The 26,642-nt window shown below is 63.1% G+C and carries 26 protein-coding genes; 18 read left to right on the forward strand and 8 right to left on the reverse strand.

What is annotated here, in order from left to right; all coding sequences use genetic code 11:
* Positions 1-59 precede the first annotated feature (59 nt).
* The 9 genes from AC6JBC_RS17790 (at position 60) to AC6JBC_RS17830 (ending at position 10,187) form a co-directional block, all read left to right on the forward strand.
* Entirely contained in the window at positions 60-875 is an 816-nt protein-coding gene (locus AC6JBC_RS17790; RefSeq protein ID WP_498026786.1) for an enoyl-CoA hydratase, read from the forward strand.
* Positions 872-1,663, forward strand: a complete 792-nt coding sequence (locus AC6JBC_RS17795) for an enoyl-CoA hydratase-related protein (protein WP_498026787.1) — start codon at positions 872-874, stop codon at positions 1,661-1,663. Before AC6JBC_RS17790 ends, AC6JBC_RS17795 begins: the two co-directional genes overlap by 4 nt.
* Before the next feature lie 131 nt (positions 1,664-1,794).
* A complete protein-coding gene (locus tag AC6JBC_RS17800; protein ID WP_498026788.1) occupies positions 1,795-3,681 on the forward strand; it encodes a flavin-containing monooxygenase in 1,887 nt (628 codons plus the stop codon).
* A gap of 10 nt (positions 3,682-3,691) precedes the next feature.
* Positions 3,692-4,588: an IclR family transcriptional regulator gene (locus AC6JBC_RS17805; RefSeq protein ID WP_498026789.1), complete on the forward strand. Its 897-nt coding sequence runs from the start codon at positions 3,692-3,694 to the stop codon at positions 4,586-4,588.
* Between the two features lie 5 nt (positions 4,589-4,593).
* On the forward strand, positions 4,594-5,685 hold the full coding sequence (locus AC6JBC_RS17810; RefSeq protein ID WP_498026790.1) for a Zn-dependent alcohol dehydrogenase: 1,092 nt from the start codon (positions 4,594-4,596) through the stop codon (positions 5,683-5,685).
* Positions 5,682-6,557 (forward strand): alpha/beta hydrolase, encoded by an 876-nt coding sequence (locus tag AC6JBC_RS17815; RefSeq protein ID WP_498026791.1) that lies wholly within the window; start codon positions 5,682-5,684, stop codon positions 6,555-6,557. The genes AC6JBC_RS17810 and AC6JBC_RS17815 overlap by 4 nt, the downstream gene beginning before the upstream one ends.
* Positions 6,558-6,648: 91 nt before the next feature.
* Positions 6,649-7,839, forward strand: a complete 1,191-nt coding sequence (locus AC6JBC_RS17820; RefSeq protein WP_498026792.1) for an amidohydrolase family protein — start codon at positions 6,649-6,651, stop codon at positions 7,837-7,839.
* A gap of 28 nt (positions 7,840-7,867) precedes the next feature.
* A complete protein-coding gene (locus tag AC6JBC_RS17825; protein WP_498026793.1) occupies positions 7,868-9,349 on the forward strand; it encodes a class I adenylate-forming enzyme family protein in 1,482 nt (493 codons plus the stop codon).
* A gap of 31 nt (positions 9,350-9,380) precedes the next feature.
* Positions 9,381-10,187 carry an SDR family NAD(P)-dependent oxidoreductase gene (locus AC6JBC_RS17830; RefSeq protein ID WP_498026794.1) on the forward strand — a complete coding sequence of 269 codons (807 nt, stop codon included), beginning with the start codon at positions 9,381-9,383 and terminating at the stop codon, positions 10,185-10,187.
* A 4-nt stretch (positions 10,188-10,191) separates the two neighbouring features.
* Here the strand turns inward: AC6JBC_RS17830 and AC6JBC_RS17835 are convergent, their stop codons facing one another.
* The gene (locus AC6JBC_RS17835; protein WP_498026795.1) at positions 10,192-11,028 is read right to left on the reverse strand and encodes an alpha/beta fold hydrolase; all 837 of its coding nucleotides are present in this window, start codon (positions 11,026-11,028) and stop codon (positions 10,192-10,194) included.
* A gap of 259 nt (positions 11,029-11,287) precedes the next feature.
* Between AC6JBC_RS17835 and AC6JBC_RS17840 the strand changes: the two genes are divergently transcribed.
* A complete protein-coding gene (locus AC6JBC_RS17840; protein WP_498026796.1) occupies positions 11,288-12,127 on the forward strand; it encodes a helix-turn-helix domain-containing protein in 840 nt (279 codons plus the stop codon).
* A 33-nt stretch (positions 12,128-12,160) separates the two neighbouring features.
* Here AC6JBC_RS17840 and AC6JBC_RS17845 read toward each other — a convergent pair whose 3' ends face one another.
* The 6 genes from AC6JBC_RS17845 to AC6JBC_RS17870 form a co-directional block, all read right to left on the reverse strand.
* The gene (locus AC6JBC_RS17845) at positions 12,161-12,955 is read right to left on the reverse strand and encodes a hypothetical protein (protein ID WP_498026797.1); all 795 of its coding nucleotides are present in this window, start codon (positions 12,953-12,955) and stop codon (positions 12,161-12,163) included.
* 99 nt (positions 12,956-13,054) lie between these two features.
* Complete coding sequence (locus AC6JBC_RS17850) at positions 13,055-13,960, reverse strand: NAD-dependent epimerase/dehydratase family protein (protein WP_498026798.1); 906 nt, start codon at positions 13,958-13,960, stop codon at positions 13,055-13,057.
* Positions 13,961-14,044: 84 nt separating this feature from the next.
* On the reverse strand, positions 14,045-14,788 hold the full coding sequence (locus AC6JBC_RS17855; protein ID WP_498026799.1) for a glucose 1-dehydrogenase: 744 nt from the start codon (positions 14,786-14,788) through the stop codon (positions 14,045-14,047).
* A complete protein-coding gene (locus AC6JBC_RS17860; RefSeq protein ID WP_498026800.1) occupies positions 14,788-15,855 on the reverse strand; it encodes a hypothetical protein in 1,068 nt (355 codons plus the stop codon). Before AC6JBC_RS17860 ends, AC6JBC_RS17855 begins: the two co-directional genes overlap by 1 nt.
* A 59-nt stretch (positions 15,856-15,914) precedes the next feature.
* Positions 15,915-16,961 (reverse strand): hypothetical protein, encoded by a 1,047-nt coding sequence (locus AC6JBC_RS17865; protein WP_498026801.1) that lies wholly within the window; start codon positions 16,959-16,961, stop codon positions 15,915-15,917.
* Between the two features lie 135 nt (positions 16,962-17,096).
* Complete coding sequence (locus AC6JBC_RS17870; RefSeq protein WP_498026802.1) at positions 17,097-18,692, reverse strand: class I adenylate-forming enzyme family protein; 1,596 nt, start codon at positions 18,690-18,692, stop codon at positions 17,097-17,099.
* Positions 18,693-18,828: 136 nt separating this feature from the next.
* On the opposite strand from AC6JBC_RS17870, the gene AC6JBC_RS17875 reads away from it, so the two are divergent.
* From AC6JBC_RS17875 to AC6JBC_RS17910, 8 genes are read left to right on the forward strand one after another with little or no spacing between them, the layout of a single operon-like run.
* Positions 18,829-20,007, forward strand: coding sequence for an acyl-CoA dehydrogenase family protein (locus AC6JBC_RS17875; RefSeq protein WP_498026803.1), 1,179 nt, complete (start codon positions 18,829-18,831; stop codon positions 20,005-20,007).
* Positions 20,004-21,062, forward strand: a complete 1,059-nt coding sequence (locus tag AC6JBC_RS17880; protein ID WP_498026804.1) for a phosphotransferase family protein — start codon at positions 20,004-20,006, stop codon at positions 21,060-21,062. The genes AC6JBC_RS17875 and AC6JBC_RS17880 overlap by 4 nt, the downstream gene beginning before the upstream one ends.
* 18 nt (positions 21,063-21,080) lie before the next feature.
* Positions 21,081-22,055: an NAD(P)H-dependent flavin oxidoreductase gene (locus tag AC6JBC_RS17885; RefSeq protein ID WP_498026805.1), complete on the forward strand. Its 975-nt coding sequence runs from the start codon at positions 21,081-21,083 to the stop codon at positions 22,053-22,055.
* A 2-nt stretch (positions 22,056-22,057) separates the two neighbouring features.
* A complete protein-coding gene (locus tag AC6JBC_RS17890) occupies positions 22,058-22,942 on the forward strand; it encodes a crotonase/enoyl-CoA hydratase family protein (protein WP_498026806.1) in 885 nt (294 codons plus the stop codon).
* A gap of 19 nt (positions 22,943-22,961) precedes the next feature.
* A complete protein-coding gene (locus tag AC6JBC_RS17895) occupies positions 22,962-23,381 on the forward strand; it encodes a nuclear transport factor 2 family protein (protein WP_498026807.1) in 420 nt (139 codons plus the stop codon).
* Positions 23,382-23,398: 17 nt separating this feature from the next.
* Positions 23,399-24,160 carry a 3-hydroxyacyl-CoA dehydrogenase gene (locus AC6JBC_RS17900; RefSeq protein WP_498026808.1) on the forward strand — a complete coding sequence of 254 codons (762 nt, stop codon included), beginning with the start codon at positions 23,399-23,401 and terminating at the stop codon, positions 24,158-24,160.
* Between the two features lie 40 nt (positions 24,161-24,200).
* Entirely contained in the window at positions 24,201-25,436 is a 1,236-nt protein-coding gene (locus tag AC6JBC_RS17905; RefSeq protein WP_498026809.1) for a serine hydrolase domain-containing protein, read from the forward strand.
* Positions 25,437-25,450: 14 nt separating this feature from the next.
* Complete coding sequence (locus tag AC6JBC_RS17910) at positions 25,451-26,245, forward strand: SDR family NAD(P)-dependent oxidoreductase (protein WP_498026810.1); 795 nt, start codon at positions 25,451-25,453, stop codon at positions 26,243-26,245.
* 82 nt (positions 26,246-26,327) lie between these two features.
* Here the strand turns inward: AC6JBC_RS17910 and AC6JBC_RS17915 are convergent, their stop codons facing one another.
* Positions 26,328-26,609 carry a hypothetical protein gene (locus tag AC6JBC_RS17915; RefSeq protein WP_498026811.1) on the reverse strand — a complete coding sequence of 94 codons (282 nt, stop codon included), beginning with the start codon at positions 26,607-26,609 and terminating at the stop codon, positions 26,328-26,330.
* Positions 26,610-26,642: the final 33 nt, after the last annotated feature.

Raw genomic sequence — 26,642 nt, forward strand, 5'->3', positions numbered from 1 at the left:
CGGGTAACGGATGTCCGCAGCGCCGATCGCGCGCAACCAGCGGTCCAGGAGTAAGTCAGATGGTAGAATATATCCGTTACGCGGTCGAGGAACGGGTGGCGACGATCACGCTGGATCGCGCCGACCGGGCGAACGCGCAAAATGAACCTTTTTTGCAGCAGTTGAACGGAGCGTGGGAAAAGGCGGCGGCGGATGAGTCCGTGCGCGTCATCCTGTTGCGTGCGGAGGGCAAGCATTTTTCCGCCGGGCATGATGTGAGCGCGGAGGCCATTCGCGACGGGTCGTTCAACCGCATCCGCGAGACGATCCCGGAGCGCGGGCTGCTGGGCATCCATGAATGGGAAGCCAAACATTATCTCGGCTATTCCAAACGCTGGCGGGATATTCCCAAGCCTTCGATCGCGGCGGTGCAGGGCGCCTGCATCGCGGGCGGGCTGCTCCTTGCATGGCCGTGCGATCTGATCATCGCGGCTGACGATGCGCGCTTTTCCGATCCGGTGGTGCTGATGGGCATCGGCGGGGTCGAATATCATGGGCATACGTGGGAGCTGGGGCCGCGCAAGGCGAAGGAGATGCTGTTCACCGCCAAGCCGATCGACGCGCATGAGGCGGAACGGCGGGGCATGGTGAACCGGGTCGTGCCGCGCGCGGAGCTGGATGCCGAGGCGCTGGCGCTCGCGCGGGAGATCGCGCAAATGCACCCGCATGCGCTCGCCATGGCGAAGCGGGCGGTGAACCAGACGCTCGACATCATGGGGCAGAGCGCGGCGCTGCAAAGCTGTTTCGATATTCACCAGCTGGGTCATGCGTCGGCCTATGGTCAGACCGGCGAGTTCATCGTGGCGGGCATGGACAAGGTGAAGTCGCACTCATGAGCATCCTGACGCAGGTTGATGGGGGCATCGCCACGCTGACGCTGAACCGGCCCGACCGGCTGAATGCGGTGACGGAGGCGATGCTGGACGAGATCGCGCTGACGCTGCGCGGCTGGTCCGTCGATCCGGCGGTGCGTTGCATGGTGCTGGCGGGGGCGGGGCGCGGTTTCTGCGCGGGTTATGATCTGTCTGGCGACGGCAAGGCGGCGCGGGACGAGCCGATGCGGGCCGATGAGGCCGCCGCGCGGATGAGCATTCATGGCGAAATTCCGCTGTTGCTCTATCGCATGCCCAAGCCGACCATCGCCTGCCTGCGCGGGCCGGTGGCGGGGAGCGGCTTGGTCATGGCGGCGGCATGCGACTTGCGGATTGCGTCGCGGACGGTGAAGTTCAAGCTCGCCTTTGCCAGCGCCGGGCGGTGCGGCGATCCGGGGGGTAGCTATCTGCTGACCCGGCTGCTCGGCGCGGCGCGGGCGCGGGAGATGTTCCTGCTGGATGAGCCGATGCTGGGGGACGAAGCGCTGGCGATCAGGTTGGTCAATCGGCTGGTTGAGGATGAGGCGCTTGAGACCGAGTGCGCGGCTTTGGCGGCGAAGCTGGCGAGCGGGCCGACGGCGGCTTTTGCGGCGATGAAGCGTAATCTCAACGCTGCGGGCGCGATCGCGCTGGAGGAAAGCATGGCGCAGGAGGCGGCTGCCAATGCGCAGATCAGCCTGTTGTCGCATGATGCTAGTGAGGCAGCGCGGGCCTTTATGGAGCGGCGGGCACCCAATTTCCTCGGCTACTGAGGACATGCGAAAAGCATCCGTTCCGGCATTGCGGAATTGGGGCGGGTTCGGCTTACCTCGGTCCAAAGATTCGATATTGCAAAAAACAAGGCTGGCGCACTCGGATGCGTCTGAAGAATGGGACGGGATGAATGGCCACGGCGGCAAAGGCGATCGACACTGACAGCATCCGGCGCGCGGTTGAACTGGCGGACCTGAATGCTCTGCGGATCGCGCTCTATCAGAATAGCGGGGATGAGGAGATTGCCGCCCTGCCCGCTGCGGCGCAGATGAGCGACGGGCAGAAGTCGCTGCTGAAGGAGCGCGCGGTCGAGTGGTTGGCGGACAATGCCGGGGCGGTGGAGTTGCCGGAGCCGCCCGAGGACGATCTGCGCCGATTGATGACGATGTTGTCGGGCGAGATGACGGATGTCGAGTTCGAGGCGCGGCGGGACCTTCCGGGCTTCCGCTCCTTTCCCTGCGCGGTCGAATGGGAGGGCGAGAAGCCGGATATTCCAGAGGATTTCCGCATCGTTATCGTCGGCAGCGGCCCGGCGGGGATCGCGGCGGGGGTGCAGTGCGAGCTGCTGGGCCTGCCCTATCTGCTGCTGGATCGTCAGCCTGAGGCGGGGGGCACTTGGACGATCAACCGCTATCCTGATGTGCGGGTCGATACGCCGTCCATCACCTATGAATATAGTTTTGAGAAGCTCTATCCGTGGGGCGAGCATTTCAACCGGGGTGCAGATGTCCGCGCCTACCTGCAGCATGTCTCGCGCAAATATGGCGTGATGGCGAACAGCCGGTTCGGCCATGATGTGAAGGGGGCGGTGTTTGACGAAGGCCGCAATATCTGGCGGTTGGACGTCGAAACGCCGGACGGTCGTCAGGAGATTGTCGCTAATATCGTCATCACCGCCTGCGGTACATTTGCCAATGCTCAGCTGCCCGATATTGAGGGCGTGCATGATTTTGGCGGGCAGATCATCCATCCGTCCGCCTGGCCGGAGGGGCTGGACCTTAGCGGCAAGCGGGTCGCCATCATCGGCAATGGATCGACCGGCGTCCAATTGCTGAGCGCCGTGGCTGAAAAGGCGGGGCATGTCAGCGTCGTGCAGCGGACCCCGCAATGGATCAGCCCGCGCGAGAAATATGGCGCGCTGATCGAGCCGGAACTGGCGTGGCTTAACGAGCATATGCCCGGTTACTGGAACTGGTCGCGCTATACCGCGACGATGCCGTTGTTCGACATCGATCGCTTGCAGCGTGTCGATCGGGAATGGCAGGCGCAGGGGGGCAAGGTCAGCAAGGCGAATGACGACCTGCGCGCCTTCCTCACCAACTATATCCGGCAGGAAACCGGCGGGCGCGAGGATCTGATTGAAAAGCTGATCCCCGATTATGCGCCGATGTCGCGCCGCCCGGTTGTGGACAATGGATGGTATCGCGCGCTGACCCGCGACAATGTGGAGTTGCTGACTGGATCGGTCGCGCGGTTCACGAAGACAGGCTTTGTGATGGCGGACGGGACGGAGCGGGACTTTGACATCGTCATCGCCGCGACCGGCTTCGATGTGCTCAAATATCTGTGGCCTGCCCGCTACAAGGGGCTGGAGGGCAAGGACCTGCACGACACCTGGGACGCGGGCGATGGCCCGCGCGCCTATCTGTCGATGATGGTGCCACAATTCCCCAACCTGTTCATGCTGTACGGCCCCAATTCGCAGCCGCTGACCGGGGGCACCGGCCTGCCGCAATGGTGGCTGATCTGGGCGAGCTATGCAGCCCAATGCGTCATGCGCATGTTGAAGGAAGACAAGCGGCGCGTCGATGTGAAGCCCGAGGCGTTCGCGCGCTATAATCGCGAACTGGATGCCGAGGCGCAGAACTGGCTTCAGATGACGCCCGAAGGCGGTATCGAGAAGAATTATTATGTGAACCGGGAGCATCGCAGGCTTCAGGTCAACGCGCCCTGGCTCAGTCCCGATTACCACCGCATGTGCACGGTGGTGAATTGGGACGATCTGGAATTGAGCTGAAGGAACGGCGATGCCCCGTCCTGCACTGGCCGCGTCGCGCGCCATCGACATATTGAACTTCATGGCGGCGGCGCCTTTGCGCGGCTATTCGCTGACGGAGCTGGTTCGGCAGCTGGACCTCAATCCCGCATCCTGCCACGCGCTGCTCGGCGCGATGACGCGGGACGGGTATCTGGTGAGGGCGCAGCGGGGGAAGGACTATCGCCTTGGCCCAGCGCTGATCGCGATCGGTCATGCGGCGCTGCAATGCCATCCGGTGGTGGCGGCTGCGCGGAATCAGATCGCGCTTTTGTCGGCTGAGCTGGACCTGGACAGCCTGCTCACCGCGCGGCTGGATGACCGGCTGATCGCGCTTGCGTCGGAGGGGCCGGGGCGTATGCCCGGTCTGGCGGTGGGGCAGCGGGTGCCGCTGATCCCGCCGCTGGGCACGCCCTTCCTCGCCTGGGCGGGTGAGCGGGAGGTGGATAGCTGGCTCGCCAAGGCGGCGGGGGCGATCGACGCTGACCGGCTGCGACAGTCGCTCGCGATGGTGCGGCAGAGGGGTTATGCCGTGACGCAACGCAGCCCCGAGCAGGCGGCGACGGGGCTCGCCGTTCTTGGTATGGCGGAAGAGCCGCTTGCCGGAGACTGGCAGAAGCGGGTCGCCGAACGGATCGGGCAGATGGGCGAGGATTATCTGATGATCGAGGCGCAGCCTGACCGGCTGCATCCGGTGATGATGATCTCCGCCCCCGTATTTGGCGCGGATGGCGCGGTGCTGTGTACCTTGTCGCTTTTTGGTTTCGACCGGCCTCTGCCGCTGAGCCGGATCGCTGCGCTGGGCGAGGCAGTCGCGCGGCATTGCCGGTCGGCGAGTGGGATGCTGGACGAGCCGGACAAGCAGATGAACGAAGGTGGGAGAGGCTGAAAAAGATGCGGGCGCTGATCTACGAAGGGCCGGGCAAGGTTCGTTTTGTCGAGGATGTGGAAGTGCGGGAGCCGGGCGCGGGCGAAGTGCTTGTCCGCATCGTGGCGAGTGGCATTTGCCATTCGGACATCTCCGTCATCAACGGCACGATCGATTGGCCTGCGCCTGCGGTGCTGGGCCATGAAGGGGCGGGCGTCGTCGAGAAGCTGGGGCCGGGCGTCACCGAGCTGGCGGTCGGCGATCATGTGGCGCTGCATACGCTCGCCAATTGCGGGCGCTGCGGTCCGTGCGAGAGTGGGAGGCCGACCCATTGCCGCCAATCCTATGGCAATCGCGCCCAGCCGTTCAGCCGCAACGGGGAACCGGTGTCGAGCTTTGCGGCGACATCGACCTTTGTTGAAAAGACGGTGGTGAAGGCCAATCAGGCGGTCAGGATCGATCCGACCGTGCCGCTCGACATTGCCTGCGTCGTGGGATGCGGCGTGCTGACGGGAGTGGGATCGGTCGTCAACCGGGCGCGGGTGAAGCCGGGCGAGACGGCAGCGGTGTTCGGCATCGGCGGCATCGGGCTCAACGTGTTGCAGGGCTTGCGCCTTTCCGGGGCGAGCCGGATCATAGCGATCGACTTGCTGCCGACGCGCGAGGAGAAGGCGCGGGAGTTCGGTGCAACGGATTTTATCGACGCGTCCAAGGGCGATGTGCCGCAGCGGATCAAGGACATCGTATCGGGCGGCAATCCCGATCATGGCAGCGGCGTCGATTGGGCATTCGAGTGCGTCGGCAATACGCGCGTGATGAACGATGCCATGGCGAGCCTTGGCTGGGGTGGCAATTGCGTGATCGTCGGGACGACCGCGATGGGCACGATGGCGGAGGTTTCTTTGACGCCGCTGTCCTTTGTCGATCGCGGGGTGATGGGTGCACGCTATGGTGCTTCGCGGCCGCATCAGGATATCCCATCCTATATCGCGCAATATCGGCAGGGTAAGCTGCTGCTGGATGAGCTGGTGACGCAGCGCTACGATCTTGCCGACTTTGAACGGGCCTTCCACGACCTGGAAGAAGGCAAGCTGGCGCGTGGGGTGTTTGTGCTGTGACCGGGGCCGGTGCCTGGAATCTGCCGCCGCTGCGAGACGGCTATGCCGCCGATGACGCGCTGATCGAGCGGCGGGCGCGGGCGGCTGGTCCCGCCGATGCTGCGGAGCGGGCGGGCGAGGCGGTGATTGGTGGCGTGCGTTGTTTGGTCATTGAGCCAGGTGGCGGTGATGCGCGCGGGGAGATGATCTACCTACATGGCGGAGGATATCGGCTGGGGTCGCCGCTTGCCTATGTGGATTATGCGCAAAGGATCGCGGATGAGGCGGGGCGGCGGATCATCCTGCCCTTTTACCCGCTGGCTCCCGAGCACCCCTTTCCGGCGGCGTTGCACGCCGTTGTCGCGGTTTATCGCGGGTTGGAGGACAGGCAGTCGGTCGTGGTCGCAGGCGACTCTGCCGGGGGTGGGTTGGCGGCGGCGCTCTGCATTATGGCAGCGCGGGCTGGTGAGCGGCCTGCCGGTGCTGTTCTGGTGTCGCCGATGCTGGATTTGACGGCGCGAGGCGAGAGCCTTGATCGTAATGCGGCGCGTGATCCTATGTTTTCCAAGGCTGCCGTGTTGGATAGCGCGCAGCTATATTTGCAGGGGCATGATCCGCGCGATCCGCTGGTTTCGGCGCTGGAGGCGGACCCGGCGGACTTTCCGCCGACATTGGTGCTGACGGGCGGAGCGGAGGTGTTGCTGGACGAGGCGATCGCCTTTGCCAGGCGGTTGGCGCTCGGGGATCGGCGGGTCACTTTGCATGTCGCGCCGGGCATGGGGCATGTCTGGCCTTTGCTGGCGCCTGAGACGGGCGAAGCGCGGGATGCGGTCGCTGCGATTGCGGGCTTTGTGAAAGCGTTGGAACCGGCTCCATTCGGGGTTTCCATGTAGCCGGAAAGCCGGTCCGCTCAATTGACCGGAAGTGGGCCGGTGCAGGACAAGTGTAGCATCAACTTATCATAGCTGACCGAAAGACATTGTGATGACGACGCCCAGCCTTCCCTTTCCCGTCTATGACGCGGACAATCATTTTTACGAGCCCGAGGATGCGCTGTTCCGGCATCTGCCCAAGAAGTGGCACAAGGATTTCCGCTTCGTGGAAGTGGATGGCCGCAAGCGGCTGGCGATCAAGGGGCAGATTTCCGACTATATCCCCAATCCGACTTTCGAACGGGTCGCGGCGCCGGGGACGCATGTCAAATATTACAAGGCCGATAATCCCGAAGGCCTGACGATGCGGCAGATGACTGGGAAGCCGATCGCGCCGCCCGAATCCTGGCGGACGGGTAAGGAACGGCTGGCGGTGCTGGACGGGCATAATGTGCATGCGGCGCTCATGTTTCCGACGCTTTTTTCGGTGATCGAAAAGTGGATGAGCTATGATCATGAGTTTCTGCATGATGCCCTGCACGCGCTCAATCAGTGGACGAGCGAGGAGTGGGGCTTTGCGCGCGAGAACCGGCTGTTCGGCGTTCCGGTGGTGTCGCTGGCGGACATGGACCGGGCACTGGCGGAGACGGACTGGCTGATCAAGCAGGGCGCGCGGACGATCTGCATCCGGCCCTCTCCGGTGCCGGGCTATCGCGGGGGGCGGTCGATGGGCCTGAAGGACTTCGACCCATTCTGGGCGCGGATCGAGGAGGCGAAGATATTCGTGTCGATCCATGCGTCCAATTCCGATTATGATCATCTGATCGAGATGTGGACGGGTGGGGCGGAGTGGCTGCCGTTTGAATCCGATCCGTTCGTCAATTGCCTGCGGATTATCGAGCGGGCGATTTCCGACACGATCGCGGCGATCATTTGTGGCGGGGTGTTCGATCGCTTTCCTGGCGTGCGGATCGTCAGTGTCGAAAACGGCGCGAAGTGGGTCATTCCGCTGATCGAGCAGTTGAAGCATGTTTATGGGCAGATGCCGCAGAAATTCATGAATGATCCCGTTGAACAATTTCATCGGAATATCTTCGTGACACCCTTTGTCGAGGATGATTTCGGGCAGTTGAAGGAGCATATGCAGGTCAATCGGATCTTGTTCGGCAGCGACTATCCGCATCCGGAGGGGACTGAACACCCACTCGATTTCCTTCATGAGTTGACGAACTATTCCATGGCCGAAAAGGAAATGGTGATGTCATCGAACCTCAAGGGCCTGTTGGAAGGCGTGCGCAATTAGGGACGGCGGCCAGTTAGGACTACCATCAGTGAGCCAGGACGTTATCGAGCAGCTTCGCGCCAATCTGCGCGACCATCAGGACGATCGCGGCTTCGAGTTTGAGGGCCGCTGGGTGAGCTGGGGCGAGGTGGCGCGCTATGGCGATGCCGTTGTCGCGCTGCTCGACGCCGCCGGGTGCCCGCCATCGGCCAAGGTGGGGATCATCATCCGCAACCGGCTGGCGCATGCGGCGGCGGTGGTGGGGTTGCTGGCGCACAGGCGGTCGGTGAGTTTCGTCTACCCCTTCCTGCCCGCGACGGCGATTGCGGACAATGTCGAGAATTTGGGCGCTGCGGCGATATTGGCCGACGAGCAGGACTGGCCGAACTTTTGGGAGGCGGCGGGGCAGGCTGGTTGCGCGGGGATCGCTTTTGGCGGGATCGATGACGCGCCCATGCTGGTCGATGGGCTGGAGAAATGCAGGCGATCCTCGTTCGACGATGCCTTGCCCGATGGCGGGATAGAGGTGCTGTCGAGCGGGACTACGGGGACGCCCAAGCGCATTCCGATGCCGCTGAAGCTGCTGGAGCGGGCGGTGATGAGCGCGCCGGGCGCGGAGTCCGGCAGCGCGCCGCCGGTGCAGATCAATATCTGGCCGCTGGGCGGTGTGGGCGGCGTGTGCCTGCTGACGGGAGCTGCGGTCAATAATACGCCGTTGGTGCTGATGGAACGCTTCACCGTCGATGGGCTGGTGGATGCCCTGCGCCGCCACAGGCCAGACACGCTGGGCCTCAATCCCACGGCGATCGCGATGATCATGGACGCCAATGTGTCGCCCGAGGACATGGCGAGCGTGAAGAGCGTGTCGGGGGGATCGGCCTATCTGGACCCCGATCTTCAGGAGCGGTTCGAGGCGCGCTATGATCTGCCGATCCTGTGGGGCATGGGCGCAACGGAATTTTGCGGCACCATCATTAGGTGGACGCCGCAGATGCGGGCGGAGCGCGGGGACAGCAAGCGTGGGAGCACGGGCCTTCCCATGCCGGGCGTGGAGATACGTGCCATCGATCCCGAAAGCGGCGCGGAAGTGGCGCGGGGGGCGGAAGGACTGCTGGAGGTGCATTGCCCGTCCGTGCGGCCTGACTGGGTGCGCACCACTGACCTGGTGATGATCGATGAGGACGGATATGTCTTTCATCGCGGGCGGCATGACGGCGCGATCGTGCGCGGGGGCTTCAAGATATTGCCGGAGCGGGTGGTTGATGTGCTGCGCCAACATCCGGCTGTGGTCGATGCTTCGGTGGTGGGTATCCCCGACGCGCGGTTGGGGGCGGTGCCGGTGGCTGCGGTCGAATTGAGCCAGAGCGCAGGGGCAGTGGATGAACAGGCGCTGCTGGCGCATGTGCGGGCGGAACTGCCGCCGACGCATGTGCCGGTGGAAATCCGGATCGTGGACGCGCTGCCGCGTACGCCGTCTCTGAAGGTCAGCCTGACCGAAATCAGGAAGATGTTCATGGCCGACGTCGCATGAGCAGGCGCGCGCAACAAAGAGGATGGAGAGGATGAGCGTGTCATTGTTGGGCCTTGAAGGAAAGAAGGCGCTGATCGTTGGCGGCGGCCGTGGCATGGGCGAGGCGAGCGCACTGCTGCTGGCGGAGGCGGGGTGCGATGTCGCCGTGCTGGACAGCGTCATGGAGCGGGCCGAGCAGGTCGCGAGCGAAGTGCGGGCGATCGGGCGCGCGGGCATAGCGATCGAGGCCGACATATTGGACGAGGCATCGGTCAAGAAAGCCGTGGCCGATGCGGAAGGGGCGTTGGGCGGAATCGACATATTGGTGACGATCGTGGGGCAGGCGCTGTTCAAGCCGCTGCTCGACGTGACGCTGGAGGAATGGGATCATGATCAGTCCCGCAACCTGCGCTATTTCTTCGTGACGGCGCGCGCCGTTGCCCAGTCCATGATCGCGCGCGGTGTGGGCGGATCGCTGATCTGCATCGGGTCGGTGGATGGTGCGGTCGGATCGCCGATGCATGCGCCCTATGGCGCGGCCAAGGCGGGGCTGATGCATCTGGTGAAGTCGATGGCGACCGAATGGGGACGGCATGGCATTCGCGCCAACGCCGTGGCTCCGGGCAGCATCACCACGCCGCGCTTGCCCGAAACGGCCGAATCGCGGGCGTTGATGGAATCGAGCGTGCTGCCGATAGGGCGGCCGGGGACGACGCGGGACGTGGCTGGGGCTGTGCTGTTTCTGGCGTCGGGACTATCGGAATATGTGACGGGTCACAGCCTGTTCGTGGATGGTGGGTGGATGGCCGCCAACCACTTCGATCCTCGGGTGATGGCGACCAAGAAGAGCAACGAATAGCGGTTCACTCGGCTAGGAAGGGCATGATCGCCGACAGGCATGCGTCGAAGGCGTCATGCTGGGGCCAGTGGCCGCTGCCGGGCAGGCAGACCTCCCGCACGTCAGGGAGATGGGCGAGCAAATCGGCGGGCAGGGCCGAAGGCCAGCTGCGTTCGCCATAAATAAGGAGGGTCGGGGAGGCGATGTTGCGCCACAATGCCCGGACATCCTCCATGGAGATGTCGGGAAATGCCCAGACGGCGAGATAGGGATCATGCTTCCACTGCCATCCAGCCTTGCCAGCCCGCCGGAGACCATGGCACGTCATGTGCCGTGCCTGCGCATGGGTGAGGAAGGCATGGCGTTCGCACATCCGCTCGACCGCTTCGTCCACGGACGCGAAGATGCGCGGGGTGGCAAGGGAAGCGGCGCGGCGCTCTTCAAGCCAGTTGCGGGTCGTTTGTTCGATGCTTTGGCTGAAGCGATAGGCTTCGATATCGGGAGGCGCGCCAACGGTTTCGATCGCGACGATGCGTCTTATCGTTTCGGGATAGGCTGCGGCAAAGCGCAAGGCGATGTGCGCGCCGAGGGAGTGGCCGATCAGGATGGCCTGACGCTGCGGACCCAGCGCCAGTTGTTCGGCAAGCGCGGCAAGATCGGAGAGATAGGCCGCGAAGTCGTAGCGCCCGTCCTGCGACCAGCCGCTGTTCCCATGGCCGCGAAGATCGGGGGCGATCACATGGTAATCGGGAAGCAGGGCATTCGCCAGCGCGTCCCAGCTGCGGCTATGGTCCCGGCTGCCATGAAGGAGGATGGCGAGCGGGGCTCCTTCATGCGTCCATTCGGTATAGCTGAGCGGCATGCGGCCATTGCGAAAGCGACGCTTTACAGGCTTCGTCCTGATGTGGAGGCGACTTTGTCTGTCGTGCATGTTTGCAGTGTAGAGAGGAGCGATGCTGTGCTGGCGACCGGCAATGGCGGCTTTCCATATTCGCGTAAGGGATCGCGGCGGAGCGGATTTCCCAAGCTTGAATCCATGGTGCGCCAGGAATATGGTGGGGAATAGCAAAATCCGGGTGATCGGCAGCGCCGACGCTGGCAAGAAGTGCGTAGGAGGCGGGATGAGCGCTAACTCACAGGCGGAAGGCAGGTCTGGCGGCAGGGGCAGCGTGAAGTCGTGCCTGCGGACGCTGGAGGTGCTGGAATATTTCATGAAGTCGGGCGAGCCTGCGCGCACGATCGAGATCAGCGAAGCATTAGGCATCCCCAATTCAAGCGCTGACGAAATCTTGCGCACGCTCGCGAGCACTGGCTATCTCACCTATAGCCAGGCGACGAAGCTCTATGCGCCGTCCTACAAGCTGGTCGCGAATGCTTCGGCGATCGAGCAGAGCTTTTTTGGAAGCGGCCGGATCAACGAGGTGATGGAGGATATGCGGAGGGAAACCGGCGGATCGGTTTTCGTCACGCAACAGAATGACTGCTGGTCGGAGAGTGTCGCTGAAATGTCCGGCGGCTGGGCGGCGAAGCCGGATACGGAGCCCTATTATTCCACCGAGATGATCTGCTTTGAGCGCAACAGTTGGCGGCCGGGCACCAATTTTGCCGCCGCGATGCTGTCGCAGCAATCCAATGTCGACATCATCCAGCTGGCGACCCGGACGCAAAAGCTGGGCCTGGGTCCAAAAGGGCCGACGCTGATGAAGCATCTGGTGGACCGAATTTCAACGACGCGGGCGCGCGGGTTTGCGCTGTGCCGACGGAGCGCGACCATTCCGGTGGATTCGATCGCCATGCCGTTGCGGGTGCCGCATGGCGTTGCTTCCTACGCCATCGGGGTGGTGGGCGATCCGCTGTTCGGCAATGACAATGATGTGCGGCAGATGCTGTCGGGCATGCAGTCGGTCATCTATCGCTATAATGATCGCATTCGCCGGAACGGGGCGGTGAGCATCCAGTAAGGGGACGGTCGTTACTGAGCCGCCCCTTAGTTTTCAAAGCTGGTCGGTGTAGCTGTCGGTGCCCGGAATCGTCGGGATGAAGGGCGAGGCGATGGCGATGCGGCCTATGCCACTTTCCTCGATTGCCTGGGCCAGCGGCACATAGGCGGTGTCCCAGACGGCTTTGGGGTCCTGGATCGAGAAGCTGAGGAAGACGGCGCGGTCGTTCTCCTCTACCGGTACATCCTTGGGGCTGGTGGGATCGAGCGGCAGGGGGGAGCCGGTCAGCGCAACATCGCCCGGCAGGTCGCGGGCGCGGAGCAGGACGGAGAGGTCCGCGCTGGTCTTACCGGGATTGAGATCGACGATGAAGGCGACGAGTCCGCCATAGGGGCGGTCGAGCGCCAGCTCGATCGGCATGCTGCTTCCGGGCGCATTATATTCCGCGTCGAAATTGTAGAAGCTGGTGTGGATATGGTCGCGTTCCTTGAACATGCGGCCGGTGGCATGGAGGTCGTTGACCTGACGAACGGCCCACGCGTCCCAATCCTTATGATGCCCGTCCAAAATCCAGTAGAGCGCGAGATAGGAGCCCTTTGACAGGTCCATGGTGCCTGAACCGAAGCGCTTGGCCTTTTCCGCGCGGGTCGCGACATAGCGGGCGCCCGAGACGGTGTAGGCGCCGATCATGCAGCCGCTGTAGAAATGATCGCGCTCATACCAGCGATTATAGGCCAGCTCATGGCCGGGGCGCGGCTCGACCATGGTGAAGAGCAGGGAGCCGAGGCGTATCGGCCGGTCGGCGCGGGCGATGTCGGCCCTTTCGTACAAGGTTTCGCAGCTTTGCATGCGCCTCTTCTCCTAATGATGGCGCACTGAAGCGCGCTCGGAAGCCTGGTTAAAGCGGGGCTGCGCGTCTTCCGGGTCGGCGGAAGCTGGCGGGATGCTCTATCGGCCCGCGAGGGCGCGATAGGCGGGATGGCCTATGTCGCTCAACACATCGAGATGGCGGGGGGTCCAGTCCAGTTCCCGACGGGTGCGCGGGCTGCGGGATCGGCTGCATGTCGCCATGCCGAGCAATGTTTCGAATTTTCCCCAGCGGCGAACGCCTTCGGCAAAATCGATGCTGCGCGCCTCGATGCCGAGGTCGCGGGCGACTGCCTCAGCCAAAATGCGGTTGTTCAGTTCGCCTGCGACGGCGTGATAAAGGGCGCCGGATGAACCTTGTTCCAGCGCCAGGCGGTAGACCTCTGCCAAGTCGTCGACATGGACGTTGGAGTAGAGATTGAGGCCCTGCCCAAGATAGCCGACTTCGCCCGTGCGTCCGGCGTCGCTGTAGAACATGCGCAGATGTCCGCAGCCCCCATGCCCCCAGATCATCGGGGGCCTGATGACCATGGCGCGGAGATTGCCCGATGATCCGGCGCGGCGGACGATATTTTCCGTGTCAAACCGGAGGCCGATATATTTGGAGGGTTCGAACGGGTCGTCTTCGGCGAAACTGTCCTCGCTCCATAGGCCGTCCGTGCGTTGCGACAGGAGGCCGGTGCCGCTGGTGAAGATGAACTGGTGACCGCGCCCGTCAGCTGCATTGAGCAAGCTTCTGACGGTGTCATGTTCCTGCTGAAGGAGCAGTTGGGCGGCATAGATGGTGGCGTCGTGCTGGCGCATCATGTCGATGACGGCGTCCAGATGGGAAAGATCACCCCGTAGAGGGGTTATGCCATGATCGATAAGCGCGCGATCGCCTTCGCTTGTGCGGCAGAGGCCGCTCACCTGATGGCTGGACGTTCTGCAATGGCGGGCGATGTGCGATCCGAGATAGCCGGTCGCGCCGAGAACGAGAATGCGCATCGGGTTCCTTCCGCGCGGCAGGAAGCAACAGCGATGCACCCGGCGTCAAGAGTCCAGCCATGGGTTCCGGAGAGGCGGAGGGGGTTAGAGCGAGCTTACCAGATGCCCGCCATCGACCACCAGTTCCGCGCCCGTGATGTAGGAGCCAAGATCGGACGCTAGCAGGAGCAGGGCGCCGTCCAGATTTTCCGGGCTGCCTATCCGGCGCTGCGGTATACGCTTGATCATCGCCTTGCCTGCGTCCGTTCCCCAGAAATGCTCGTTCAAGGGCGTCATGATATAGCCGGGGCACAGGGCGTTCACGCGGATATCGTAGCGCGCCCATTCCAGTGCCATGACCTTGGTCATCTGCACCAAGGCGGCCTTTGAAATGGCATAGGGGCCAAGCTGTGCGCCCTGCCGTAGGCCAAGGATGGACGCGATGTTGATGATGCGGCCCGGCCGACCTGCCGCAATCATGGCGTGCGCGGCCCCGCGCGCGACCAGATAAGCGCCGCGCGCATTGGTATCCATGACGCGATCCCATTGCGACGCATCCTGATCAAGCATTGGACCAGCGCTTACGACGCCCGCATTGTTGATCAGGATGTCGACAGCGCCGACCTCTTCCCACAAGCGATCGACGGAGGCGGCGTCCTGCACGTCGAGCGAAATGGCGCGCGCGTGGGGGAGCGATGCGGCAAGGCTTTCCAACTGGTCGCCACGCCGGGCGGCGAGGACCAGATCAACGCCCTCCGCAGCGAGCGTGCGCGCGAAATGCGCGCCGAGCCCGCTGCTTGCCCCGGTGATGAGCGCTGTCCTGCCCGCGAGGCCGAAAGTCAGCGGCATCAGGCGGCCATTTGCGGGCGCGTGTGGAGCGGCGCTTCGGGATGATAGCTGGTCGGGCTGGTGGCGTAGGCCGCCGTTAGCGTGGCGATGAAGCTGGGGTCCGACATGGGATCGGTCGGGATGGCGACGGGAATGCCCTTCGTTTTCAGGTCGGCGATCAATATGTCGAAGGCCTGATCGGTGGTCAGGTCGTCGGTATGATCGTAGAAGCGCTTCAGGTCCGCCATGTCGGTGAACACATGCGCGCTGTAGTGGAAGAGCATGCGCATGTCGCTGGCCTCATAGCGGGCGAGGACCCGATCGCCATCAATGATGCGCCAGCCATCTTCGCCATCCGCCTCCATCATCGATTGCAGTGTCATGCCCACCGCCATATCCCGCCGTTCGGGCAGGCCGGACGCTTCGCCCCGGTGGAACATATGCTGGTTGTCGGTCACCAGACCGCTGTTCCAGATGGGAGCGGACAGCCGCTGCGGTGCTTGGTCAGGCCCGTCGGGCCAAAAGGTGAAACCGCCGTCGATGTCGCTGTCATAATACCAGGCGATCACCTGGCCGGCTTTCACCTCCCATGGTTCGAACAGGCCGGACTTGGCCATGACCGCGCCCAGCCATGCGGGCATGTTGGTCGGGTCCAGCCCGCGCCAACTGCGGCCGTCGATATGGCCCGGATCAAAGCCGTGCGACGGTGCGTTGATGTTGAACTGGAAAAGATAGGGCGCGCCGTAGCGGGCGCCGTGCATCGCCTTCACAAGATCCAGCAATTTGCGGCTGTAGAAGATCTCATGTGCTTCTTCGATATAGGGCAGGCCGTTATTGCCGAAGGTGCCGCGAAAGGCGGGGGTCAACAGGTCTGATAGCTTCAGCCCTTCATTCCGTCCGCCCGATGGGCTGGAAACGGCGAGCATTTCTTCAGCGGATTTGAAGTGGATGGCCTGGATCAACTGCCATGGTCCCTGCGTGCGCAGGATGTGCATCATCCGCGCATATTCATCATCCGTGAAGATGTCGCTGATCGCACGGGGCGGCACGATCGGCGTCATGGGACGGCGGCGCTTCGATACTTCCATGAGTCCTCTCCATTATCCATTCGAACTTTATACTGGCGCTGCCGTGCATGCACCTATTGTCAGGCGGCCAATGCTTCTTCCGGTTCCGGGGGGAAGATGGACGGCTTGCCGGGATCATAGGTCTGGACCAGCAAGCGGATGAACTGTTGATCGGTGAGCGGATCGCTGGGCACCTCGAAAGTAGCGCCGCGTGCGCGAAGATCGGCGATCAGCATGTCGAATAGCTGATCATGGCTGATGTCGTCGGTGTGGTCGAGCGAGCGCTTGAGTTCGCTATAGTCCATGAAGATGTCCGCGCCCCAGTGGATGAGGAAACGGAATTCGTCTTCCGGTATCTTCTGGATAACCTTGCCGTCCGTGGTGATCTGCCAGCCATTGGGATCTTCGGGATCAGCGCTCATGAGCGAATTGATCGCGAGCCCTTCGGGTCGGCGCAGGGCGGCGGGGCCGCTGGCTTCTGCCGTGTGGTACATCATTTCATTTTCAACGACGACCGCGCGGCTCCACATCGGCGCCTTGATCTGGGCAGGCTGTCCCTGCGGGCCATCGGGCCAGTAGTTGAAGCCGCCGCCGATCTTGCCCCTGTAATACCAGGTGACGACCTGCGCCTTTTTTGCGCGCCAATGTTCGAACAGGCCGGATTTCACCATGATGTTCATCAGCCATACGGGGGATGTCTGCATCGAAACGCCCCGGAAGCGAGTGGCGTCAACATGGGGCGCCCCAGCACCGGGACACGGCCCCTGAATGTTGAACAGCATATTTTCGGGCCGGGCGTATTCTGCCTTCCAATATCCCCGAACCAGATCGAGGAATTTCTTGTTGAAGAAGCAGTCTTCGATATCAGGATGCTGGACTGTCGATCCTTGCGCAAGGTAGCCACGGAATACCGGCGAAAGGAACATGTCCCATGTGGGGGTAAAGCCTGCGGGAAGGCCGCCGGAGGTGGTGGCGACGACTTCTTCGGGTGACTTGAAATGTTGTGCCAGGATCAACGACCAGGGGCCGTTTTCCCGAACGACGTTCAGCATGCGGCGATGCTGGTCCTGCGTATAGGCGTTCTCGATGATCTGGGGCGGGGCGACCGGGCGGAACTGGGTGGTCATGCGAACTCTCCTGAGTATCTATATCGTCGGCCGCCTTATGATGTGTTGCCCGTTAAAGCAGTGGCGGTTCGGTAACTGAGTGAATCCTAACTTATTCCGCCTCGGCCTGCAAGATATGACAACATATGATGTAATTCAGACCGGTTCGCTCCCCGCCGTTTGGGGCAGCCATTCGCGAACCGCGGTTTTCAACAGCTTGCCGTTGGCATTGCGGGGAAGCGGCCCCTCCACGATGTAGACATGGTCGGGCACCTTGTAGTCGGACAGATGCCGTGCGCAGAAGTCGCGCAGGCTAGTGCCGTCTACCTGACCGGGCGCGACCACGAACGCTTCGACCCGTTCGCCCAGGACAGGGCAGGGCTTGCCGATCACGACGGCCTCAGTGACGGCCTCATGCGACATGAGCATGTTTTCGACCTCGATCGAATAGATTTTGAAGCCGCCGCGATTGATCATGTCCTTCATCCGGTCGAGCACGCGGATATAGCCGTTCGCGTCCATCGTGCCGATGTCGCCCGATTTCCAAAAGCCGCCGGTAAAGCCCCGCTCGGTTGCTTCCGGATTGTTCCAGTAGCGCGGTATCGTCATCGCGCCCGCGATCCAGATTTCGCCTTGCTCGCCGCGTGGGCGTTCGCGGCCTTCCTCATCCATGATGAGGATGTCGGCATAAGGCAGGGCCTGGCCGACCTTGTCCGGATGAGCGGGACCGTCCCCAAGCGGCATCATGACCGCCGGGGAGGAGGTTTCGGTCGATCCGTAGATGTTCACCAGCGTCAGTTGCGGCAGCTGCGCGGCCAATGTTTCGATGCTGGATTCGGCCATGGGCGCCCCGCCGAACGCGCCTATCCGCCAGCTGGACAGATCGAAATCCGCGAAGTCAGGCTCCATCAGGCATAGCTTGTACATGGCCGGGACCATGATGACGTAGCTCATGCGTTCGGCCTGCGCGAGTTCCAGGAAGGGGCGGGCCTTGAACGCGTGCTGCATCACCAGCTTGCCCGCTACCCGGATGCTGAGCATCAGGATCAGGGCTATGCCGGTCACATGCGAGGCAGGGACGGCGAGGATGATCGACTCGCCATCCTTCAGTTGCAGGTGCTGCTGGCTGCCGATGCAGTTGGTGACAAGGCCGAGATGCGTGAGCACCGCGCCCTTTGGACGGCCGGTGGTGCCGGAGGTGTAGAGGATGCAGAAGGGGTCATCTTCCCCAACGGCCGAGCGGTGTGGGGCGTCGGTCAGCGCTTCGGGTGTGGCGTTGGACCAATGGGCAGCTTCGTCGGAATAGCGGAGCCAGTGGCGCAGTTGGGGGTGGTCGGAGCGGCCGGGCAGTTGGTCTGCCAGCGCATCGTCATAGATGATGGCCGCGGCGCTGCTGTCATCGAGCAGATAGGCTGTTTCTGGCGCGCGCTGGCGGATATTCATGGGCACGGCGATCAGGCCGAGTCTTGCCGACGCCAGCAGCAGGGTGGAATAATCGGCACGGTTGGAGAGCAGGATGGCCAGCCTGTCGCCCGTCGCAAGGTCGAGGGATGTCAACCGCGCGGCGCAGGCGGCGACGCGGGTGGCGAGAAAGGCATAGCTCCACCGCTCTTCGCCTTCGACAAGGGCGATGGTGTCGGGCGATCGGCTGACGGCGTCCAGGAACATGGCGTAAATGTCTGCGGGGCGATCCTGATGACAATCGACCAGTCTGCCGTGATGCACTTCCTTGCGGAGTTGCAGATGCTTCATCTCTTTCTCGGTCCTCTCCATCCGGCCTGTTATGCTATGCCGGGAACAAAGCTCTTCTATGGCTTTCTAATTACACCTTGCATTGTGGTTCTTCCCTTGGCAAGCGCCAAGAAACGATAAGGAGCGGAGACGAGCCATGGCAGATCATGAGGATGGCGCGGCGATTGCCCGCAAGGTCGAGGATTTCGTTCGCGACGTGGTCGTTCCTTATGAGACGGACGGCCGTCGGGATGAACATGGTCCGCTGGACGCGCTGGTGCAGGAAATGCGCGGCAAGGCGCGAGAAGCTGGCGTGCTGACGCCGCATATCCGCGCCGACGGAACGCACCTTAGCCACCGGGCGACGGCGCGGGTGCTGCGTGCTTCGGGATTGTCGCCGCTGGGGCCGCTCGCCTGCAACACCAATGCGCCCGACGAAGGCAATATGTTCCTGTTGGGGAAGGTGGCTACGGCGGAGCAGAAGCGCCGTTACCTCGATCCGATGGTGGCGGGGAATGGGCGCTCCTGTTTCCTGATGACGGAGCTCGCGGCGGAAGGCGGGACCGGATCGGACCCGTCGATGATGCAGACCCGTGCGCGGATGGAGGGCGGCGAATGGGTGATCAATGGGCGCAAGGCGTTCGCCACCGGATTTGCCGGGGCCAGCTTTGCGATCCTGATGGCGAAGACGGAGCGTGACGATGGCGCAGCGGCGGCAACTATGTTCCTGGTTCCGTTGCCGCATCCGGCGCTGGTGCAGGAACGGCTGATCGGCACGATCGACAGCTCGATGCCCGGTGGTCATGCGGTGGTGAAGGTCGAGAATTTGCGCCTGCCGCCCGAAGCTGTGCTGGGCGCGCCGCATGAGGGCTTTGCCTATGCGCAGGTTCGGCTGGCTCCCGCGCGGCTGACGCACTGCATGCGCTGGCTGGGCGCTGCGACGCGGGCGAACGAGATTGCGACGGACTATGCGGTGAAGCGGCAGGCGTTCGGCAAGCCGCTGATCGATCATGAGGGCGTTGGCTTCATGCTGGCGGACAATCTGATCAACCTGAAACAGTGCGAGCTGATGATCGATTGGTGCGCGGACGTGTTGGACTCAGGCGAAAAGGCGATCACCGAAAGCTCGATGGCGAAGGTCGCCGTATCGGAAACATTGTTCCGGGTGGCCGACCGGTGCGTCCAGGTGATGGGCGGGACTGGGGTCAGCCATGACACGATCGTGGAGCAGGTATTCCGCGAAATCCGCGCCTTCCGCATTTATGACGGGCCGACGCAGGTGCATAAATGGTCGCTTGCCAAGAAGATCAAGCGCGAGGTGCTGGCGAAGTCATGAATGCCGAGGAGTTGAACGCCGGGCTTTCCGAAGTGCGCGAGGCGCATCGTTTCGATGAGGGTGCGTTGCGGGCATGGCTGAAGGAGCATGTGCCCGAGGCGGAAGGGCCGCTGACCGTGCGGCAGTTCAAGGGCGGGCAGTCCAATCCGACCTTCCGGCTGGACGTTCCGGGACGTTCCTTCGTCATGCGGCGCAAGCCGCCCGGCGTGACGGTACCCGGCGCCCATGCCGTGGATCGCGAGGCGCGGGTGATCGCGGCGCTGGGCAAGGAAGGTTTTCCGGTGCCCCGTATTTATGGGCTTTGCACGGACGATGCGGTGATCGGCAGCTGGTTCTATGTCATGGAGTGCGTCGACGGGCGCGTTTTCTGGAGTTCGCGTTTCGAGACCGTCGCGGCGGAGGAACGGGTTGCCTATTTCGACGCGATGAACGCGACCTTGGCTCAGCTTCACAATTTCGATCCCGTGGCGCTGGGCCTCGATGATTTCGGGAAGAAGGGCAATTATTTCGAGCGGCAGATCGCGCGGTGGTCGCGCCAATATCTGAATGACGAGGCGGCTGGCCGCGACGCCAACATGGATCGGCTGATCGAATGGTTACCAGCAAATATTCCCGCAGGGGATGAAAGCCGGATCGTCCATGGCGATTATCGGGCCGACAACATGGTGTTCCATCCGACCGAGCCGCGCGTCGCGGCGGTGCTGGATTGGGAGCTTTCGACGCTTGGCCATCCGTTGGCGGACTTCGTCAATCATCTGATGATGTACCGGCTGCCGCCCACCATCCTATCCGGCCTGCGGGGCGCCGACTTCGCCGCGCTGAAGCTGATGCCGGAGGAGGCGTATATCGCCGCCTATTGCCGCAGGACCGGGCGGGACGGGATCGGCCATATCGGCTTTTACCGCGCCTTCGCTCTTTTCCGGCTTGCGGCCATCTATCATGGCATTAAGGCAAGGGCACTGCGCGGCACGGCCGCATCAGCGCATGCAGAAGAACTGGCGGCGCAATATCCGCTGCTCGCCCAATTGGGATGGAGCGAGGCGGAAGCGGCCTGATCAAAGGGGAATGGTGGAATGAAGACCCGGATTACCGAGCTTACTGGCACGCGCTATCCCATTATCCAGGGTGGCATGCAGTGGGTGGGCCGCGCGGAGTTGGCTTCGGCGGTGTCCAATGCTGGCGGTCTGGGCATACTGACGGCGCTGACGCAGCCGACGCCCGAAGCGCTGGCCGCCGAGATCGAGCGGTGCCGGATGATGACCGACAAGCCGTTTGGCGTGAACCTGACCATATTGCCGACCGCGCAGCCGGTCCCTTACGAGGCCTATGCCGAGGTGATCGCGGGATCGGGCGTTGGCGTGGTCGAGACCGCCGGGCGCAGTCCCGCCGAATTCATCGCGCGGTTCAAGCAGGCGGGCGTCAAGATCGTGCACAAATGCACTGCCGTCCGCCATGCGCTGTCCGCACAACGGGCAGGCGTCGATGCCGTGTCGATCGACGGGTTTGAAGCGGCGGGGCATCCGGGCGAGGATGATATTCCGGGCATGGTGCTGATCCCGGCTGCGGCGCGCGCGCTGGAGATTCCGATCCTGGCGGCAGGCGGCATGGCGACCGGGCGCAGCATGGCGGCCGCACTGGCCCTGGGCGCTGAAGGCGTGACCATGGGCACCCGGTTCATGCTGACCAGGGAAGCGCCTATCCATGAGGCGATCAAGCAGGCGGTGGTGGAGGGAACGGAGCGTGACACGACGCTGATCTTCCGCCAGCTGCGCAACACGGCGCGCGTGTTCCGCAATGCCGTCGCCGAGGAGGTGAACGTCAAGGAACGGGAGCCCGGCGCGACGTTTGAGGATATCCGGCCGCTGGTCGCCGGTGCGCGTGGGCGCGCTGCGCTGGAGAGTGGCGAAGTGGATGGCGGTCTGGTTTGGGCAGGCCTGGGCATCGGTTTGATGGACGACATTCCGACATGTGCCGAACTGATCGAGCGCATCGTGGGCGAATGTCGCGAGGCGCTGGGCCGCGCCGTGGCGCTGACGGGGGAGGCATGAGTATGAGCTATAATACGATCCGCTATGAGGTCGAGGATGACGGCGTCCTGCTGCTGACGCTCAACCGGCCTGATAAGTTGAACGCCTTTACCGTCGAGATGTGCGAGGAGCTGGTCGATGCCTATGGCCGGGCCAGCCAGGATGATGCCGTTCGGGTGATCGTGGTGACGGGCGAGGGGCGTGCTTTCTGTGCAGGCATGGACCTGTCGGTCGGCGGCAATGTCTTTGGCCTGGACGAAAGCATGAAGCCGACGATGGAGGATTTGCGCGAGCGGGGCGATGATCCGGCAATCCTCAAAGGCGTGCGCGACACTGGCGGTCGCGTGGCGATGGCGATGTATGATTGCCTGAAGCCGATCGTCGGGGCTGTGAATGGCGCGGCGGTGGGTATTGGATCGACCATGCTGCTGCCGATGGATTTCCGCTTCGCATCGGACAAGGCGCGCTTCGGCTTTGTCTTTGGACGGCTGGGCATCACGATGGAGGCGTGCTCATCCTTCTTCCTGCCGCGCATCGTCGGTTTGGAACAGGCGATGGAATGGGCTTACAAGGCCGATATTTTCGACGCCGTCGAAGCGCACGACAAGGGGCTGGTCCGTGGTGTGTTCCCGGCCGAGACGCTGGTCGAGGAGGCCAAGGCCTTTGCGCGCTCGCTGGTCAAGGATCGCTCGCCCGTTTCGATCGCGCTGATCCGGCAGATGCTGAACCGCAACAGCGCGCAGCCCGATCCATGGCAGGCGCATCTGACGGAATCGCTGGCGGTGTTCTACACCAGCCAGGCGGACGGCCGGGAAGGTGTTCGTGCCTTCAATGAAAAACGGCCAGCGGAATTCACGGGGAAGGCGTCGCAGATGCCGCCCTTCTTCCCCTGGTATGGCGAAAAATAATTCAACGGAGAGAATTGAGATGATCACGCTGGAAGACAAGATCGCGATTCAGGAACTGGTCGCGCGTTTCACCCGCTGTTCCGACTTTGGCGATTGGGAAGGGCTTGCCGCTGTTTTCGCGCCCGAGGTGGTGACGGAGTTGGAAGGCCTACCGATCCGCTATGAAGGCATCGAGGCTCAGGTCGAGCATGCCAAGGAGTCGGACAATCAGGCCGAGGGCAAGAACCGCCATTATAATTTCAACATGATCGTGTCCGAGAAGGACGGCGCGGTACATGCCGAATATGCCTTCATGAACGTCAATGCGGGGCACGCGCCGATGAGTTCCAAGATCGTCGTGACCGGCCGTCAGCGGGACACGGTGGTGAAGACCGGCGACGGTTGGAAGATCGCACGCCGCTTCGTTCAGTTCGACCAGTCCTTCAGCCTTGATTTCTAAGCCACGGAGGAACGGTCGTGGACATTAAGGGTCTGTGCGCTGTCGTCACCGGCGGCGCTTCGGGGCTGGGCAGTGCGACTGCTGAAAGGCTGTCCGAGCTTGGCGCCCGCGTGGCGATCTTCGATTTGAATGAGGAGGCTGGCGCGCGTCTTGCCGAACGGTTGGGCGGCAGCTTCCATCATGTGGACGTGACCAACGCCGAGTCCGTTGACGCGGGGCTGGCGGCGGCAGAGGCGAAGCTGGGGACGCCGCGTGTGCTGGTGAACTGCGCTGGCGTGGCGCCGGGCTTCCGTGTCGTGGGCAAGGATGGTTCGCCCCATCCGCTGGATGCATTCCGCAAGGCCGTTGAAATCAACCTGATCGGTAGTTTCAACGTCATTTCCCGCTTTGCCGCCAAGCTCGCCGCTGCGGGGGTGGACGGGGAGGAAGCGGGCGTGATCGTCAATACGGCGTCTGTCGCCGCTTTTGACGGGCAGATCGGTCAGGCTGCTTACGCCGCATCCAAGGGTGGTGTCGTGGGCATGACGCTGCCGATCGCGCGAGACCTGGCGCAACATCGCATTCGCGTGATGACGATCGCGCCGGGCATTTTCCTGACGCCGATGCTGCAAGGCCTGCCGCAGGCGACGCAGGATTCGCTGGGCATGCAGGTGCCGCACCCGTCGCGGCTGGGTAAACCTGAAGAATTTGCGAAGCTGGTTCAGAATATCCTTGAAAACCCGATGCTGAACGGAGAGGTGATCCGTCTGGACGGCGCGATCCGCATGGGACCGCGCTGACCGTTCGCCATCAATTGGGTGTGTAAGAAGGATTGCTGCCATGACCGAGACCAGCCGGGATGTAACCAATTTGCCGGAAACCGAGGCGAAGCTGCGCGAATTTATCGAGCAGGGCGTCATATCGGGCGGCATCCTTGCGTGGGGAACCGCGGATGGTCCGGTTCGCTACCATGGCGAAGGCGTACTGGGCTATGCGCGCAAGGATGGCGTGGACGAGCGGTCCATCTTCCGCGTCTTTTCCCAGTCGAAGCCGATCACGGGCATCGGCGCGATGATGCTGATCGAGGATGGCATTATCGGGCTGGACCAGCCGATCGGCGAAATACTCCCGGCGTTCGCCGAGATGCGCGTCATCGAGGGTGACGACCCGGAAGTGACGCGGCCTGCGGCTCGCCCGATCACTGTCCGCCACCTGCTGACCCATACGGCGGGCTTTGGCATGGACGGCATGACGCTGGGCGAGCTTTACACGAAGCATGGCGTGGCCCCGGGTTCGCGGGATTGGGTGCCGGGTCCGGGCGATCTCCCGGTTCCGGCAACGCTCGCCGAATTGGGCGAGCGTATTGCCGCCCTGCCCTTGGCGACCGATCCGGGCACACGGTTCGATTACAGCGTCGCGCTGGACGTGCTTGGGCTGGTGATCGAAGTCGCGTCGGGCATGCCGTTCGAAACCTTCCTGAAGACGCGTCTGTTCGATCCGCTGGGCATGGTGGACACTGGCTTTTCCATCACGGCCGATCAGGCCGCCCGCTTTGCCGATCTCCCCCAGCAGGAGGAGGACGGGACATGGGCATTGGCCGATGATGCGGCGGACAGTCTCTATGCGCGGCCTTATTATCCGTCTGGTGGCGGCGGCCTTGTGTCGACGGCGCATGATTATTCGCGTTTTGCGGCCATGTTGCTCAACGAGGGGGAGTTGGACGGCGTACGCATTCTAAAGCCGGAAACGGTGCGGATCGCACGGTCGAACCTGCTGCCCGAAGCGGTGACGCATGTGGACGTGCCGATCGGCTATACGCTGTCGAACGTCGGCATGGGCGCAGGCATGTCCGTTTCCTTGGCGCCGAGTGAGCAGACCAACAGCTTCTTCGACTGGCCGGGTTCGGTGCCAGCGGGTGTGTTCGGCTGGCCGGGTGCTGCGGGGACGGCATGCTGGATGGACCCCGAACGCAAGTTCTTCCTCCTGTATCTCACGCAATATTGGCCATCCTGGCTGAACGGCAGCATGCGGCCAGAGATTGTGGCTGCGGCCTATCGCGATCTGGAGAAGCAATAAGGAGGAAAGCTGCCATGCCGATACTGGACAATGACGCCGACTTCACGCCTCGCCTGGGATCGCCTGGCACTGGCGTTGTGATCACGGGCGGAGCTTCCGGTATCGGCCTGGCGGCGGCGCATGCGCTGGCTGCCGTCGGGCGACCGGTCGCCCTGTGGGACATCAATGCGGAAGGCGCGGCCGGATCGGCGAGTATCATCGAGAGCCGCTATGGCGTGCGCGCGGCGGGTTTCAGCGTCGATCTGCGCAACCCGCAGGCCGTGACCCCCGCCGCCATCGCGACAAGGGCGGCGATCGGTGCGATCGGTGGCATCGTGCATTGTGCTGGCACGGCCGAAGCCACGGGCATCAATGGAGTGACGCCGGAGAACTGGGACGCGGGACTGGCGCTGCATGTCCGGTCGATCGTCCTCATGACCCAGGCTTTTCGTGAAGACCTGCGTAAGTCGCCCGGGAGCGCCATTGTCGCATTGTCATCCATTAACGCGACGCTGGGCAACGGGATGATCCCGATCTACAGCGCGGCGAAGGGCGCGGTAATATCGCTGGTCCATTCGATGGCGGATGAACTGGCTGCTGATGGGGTGCGCATCAATGCGGTTAGCCCCGGCATGATCGATACACCGATCATTGCGGAGACCAAGGCCCATTTGCCGGGGCATTTCGAGCGGCGGATCATGCTGGGCCGATACGGCGCGCCGGAGGAACTGGGGCGCGTCATCCGTTTCCTGATGTCGGATGAAGCGAGTTACATGACGGGCGCGGAGATTGTCGTGGACGGCGGCAACATCAATTCGCAACGGCAATAGGAATGCCATCGCACCGCGCTCGGGAAGAGGGCGCTGCGGTCAGGTCAGCCGTAGCCGACCCGCAGCAGCGCCCCGGCACGCCTTAGAGGCGGTTCACTTCCTTGGCGGTCAGGCTGGTGACCAGACCCTTTTCCGCCGTGCTGAGCGTGGTTACGGGAATAACCACGAAACGGCCGCTGTAGATGATCTGGACGGCGGTCGTTTCACCCGCGTTATTCTTCAGGAGGCGATCGATATAGCCGACCTTGCGGCCGTCGACCGTCTTCACAAGTGCATTGGCCTTGATCGCGGGCGCGTCGGCGGCGATCGCCGCAGTGGAAAGCGACAGCGACAGAGCCGCCGCGAAGGCAAAAGAAAGCTTCATGATAATCCCCTTGTGGATAGACGAGGGGGCCGA

The organism is Sphingobium sp. RC1 (assembly GCF_059738765.1).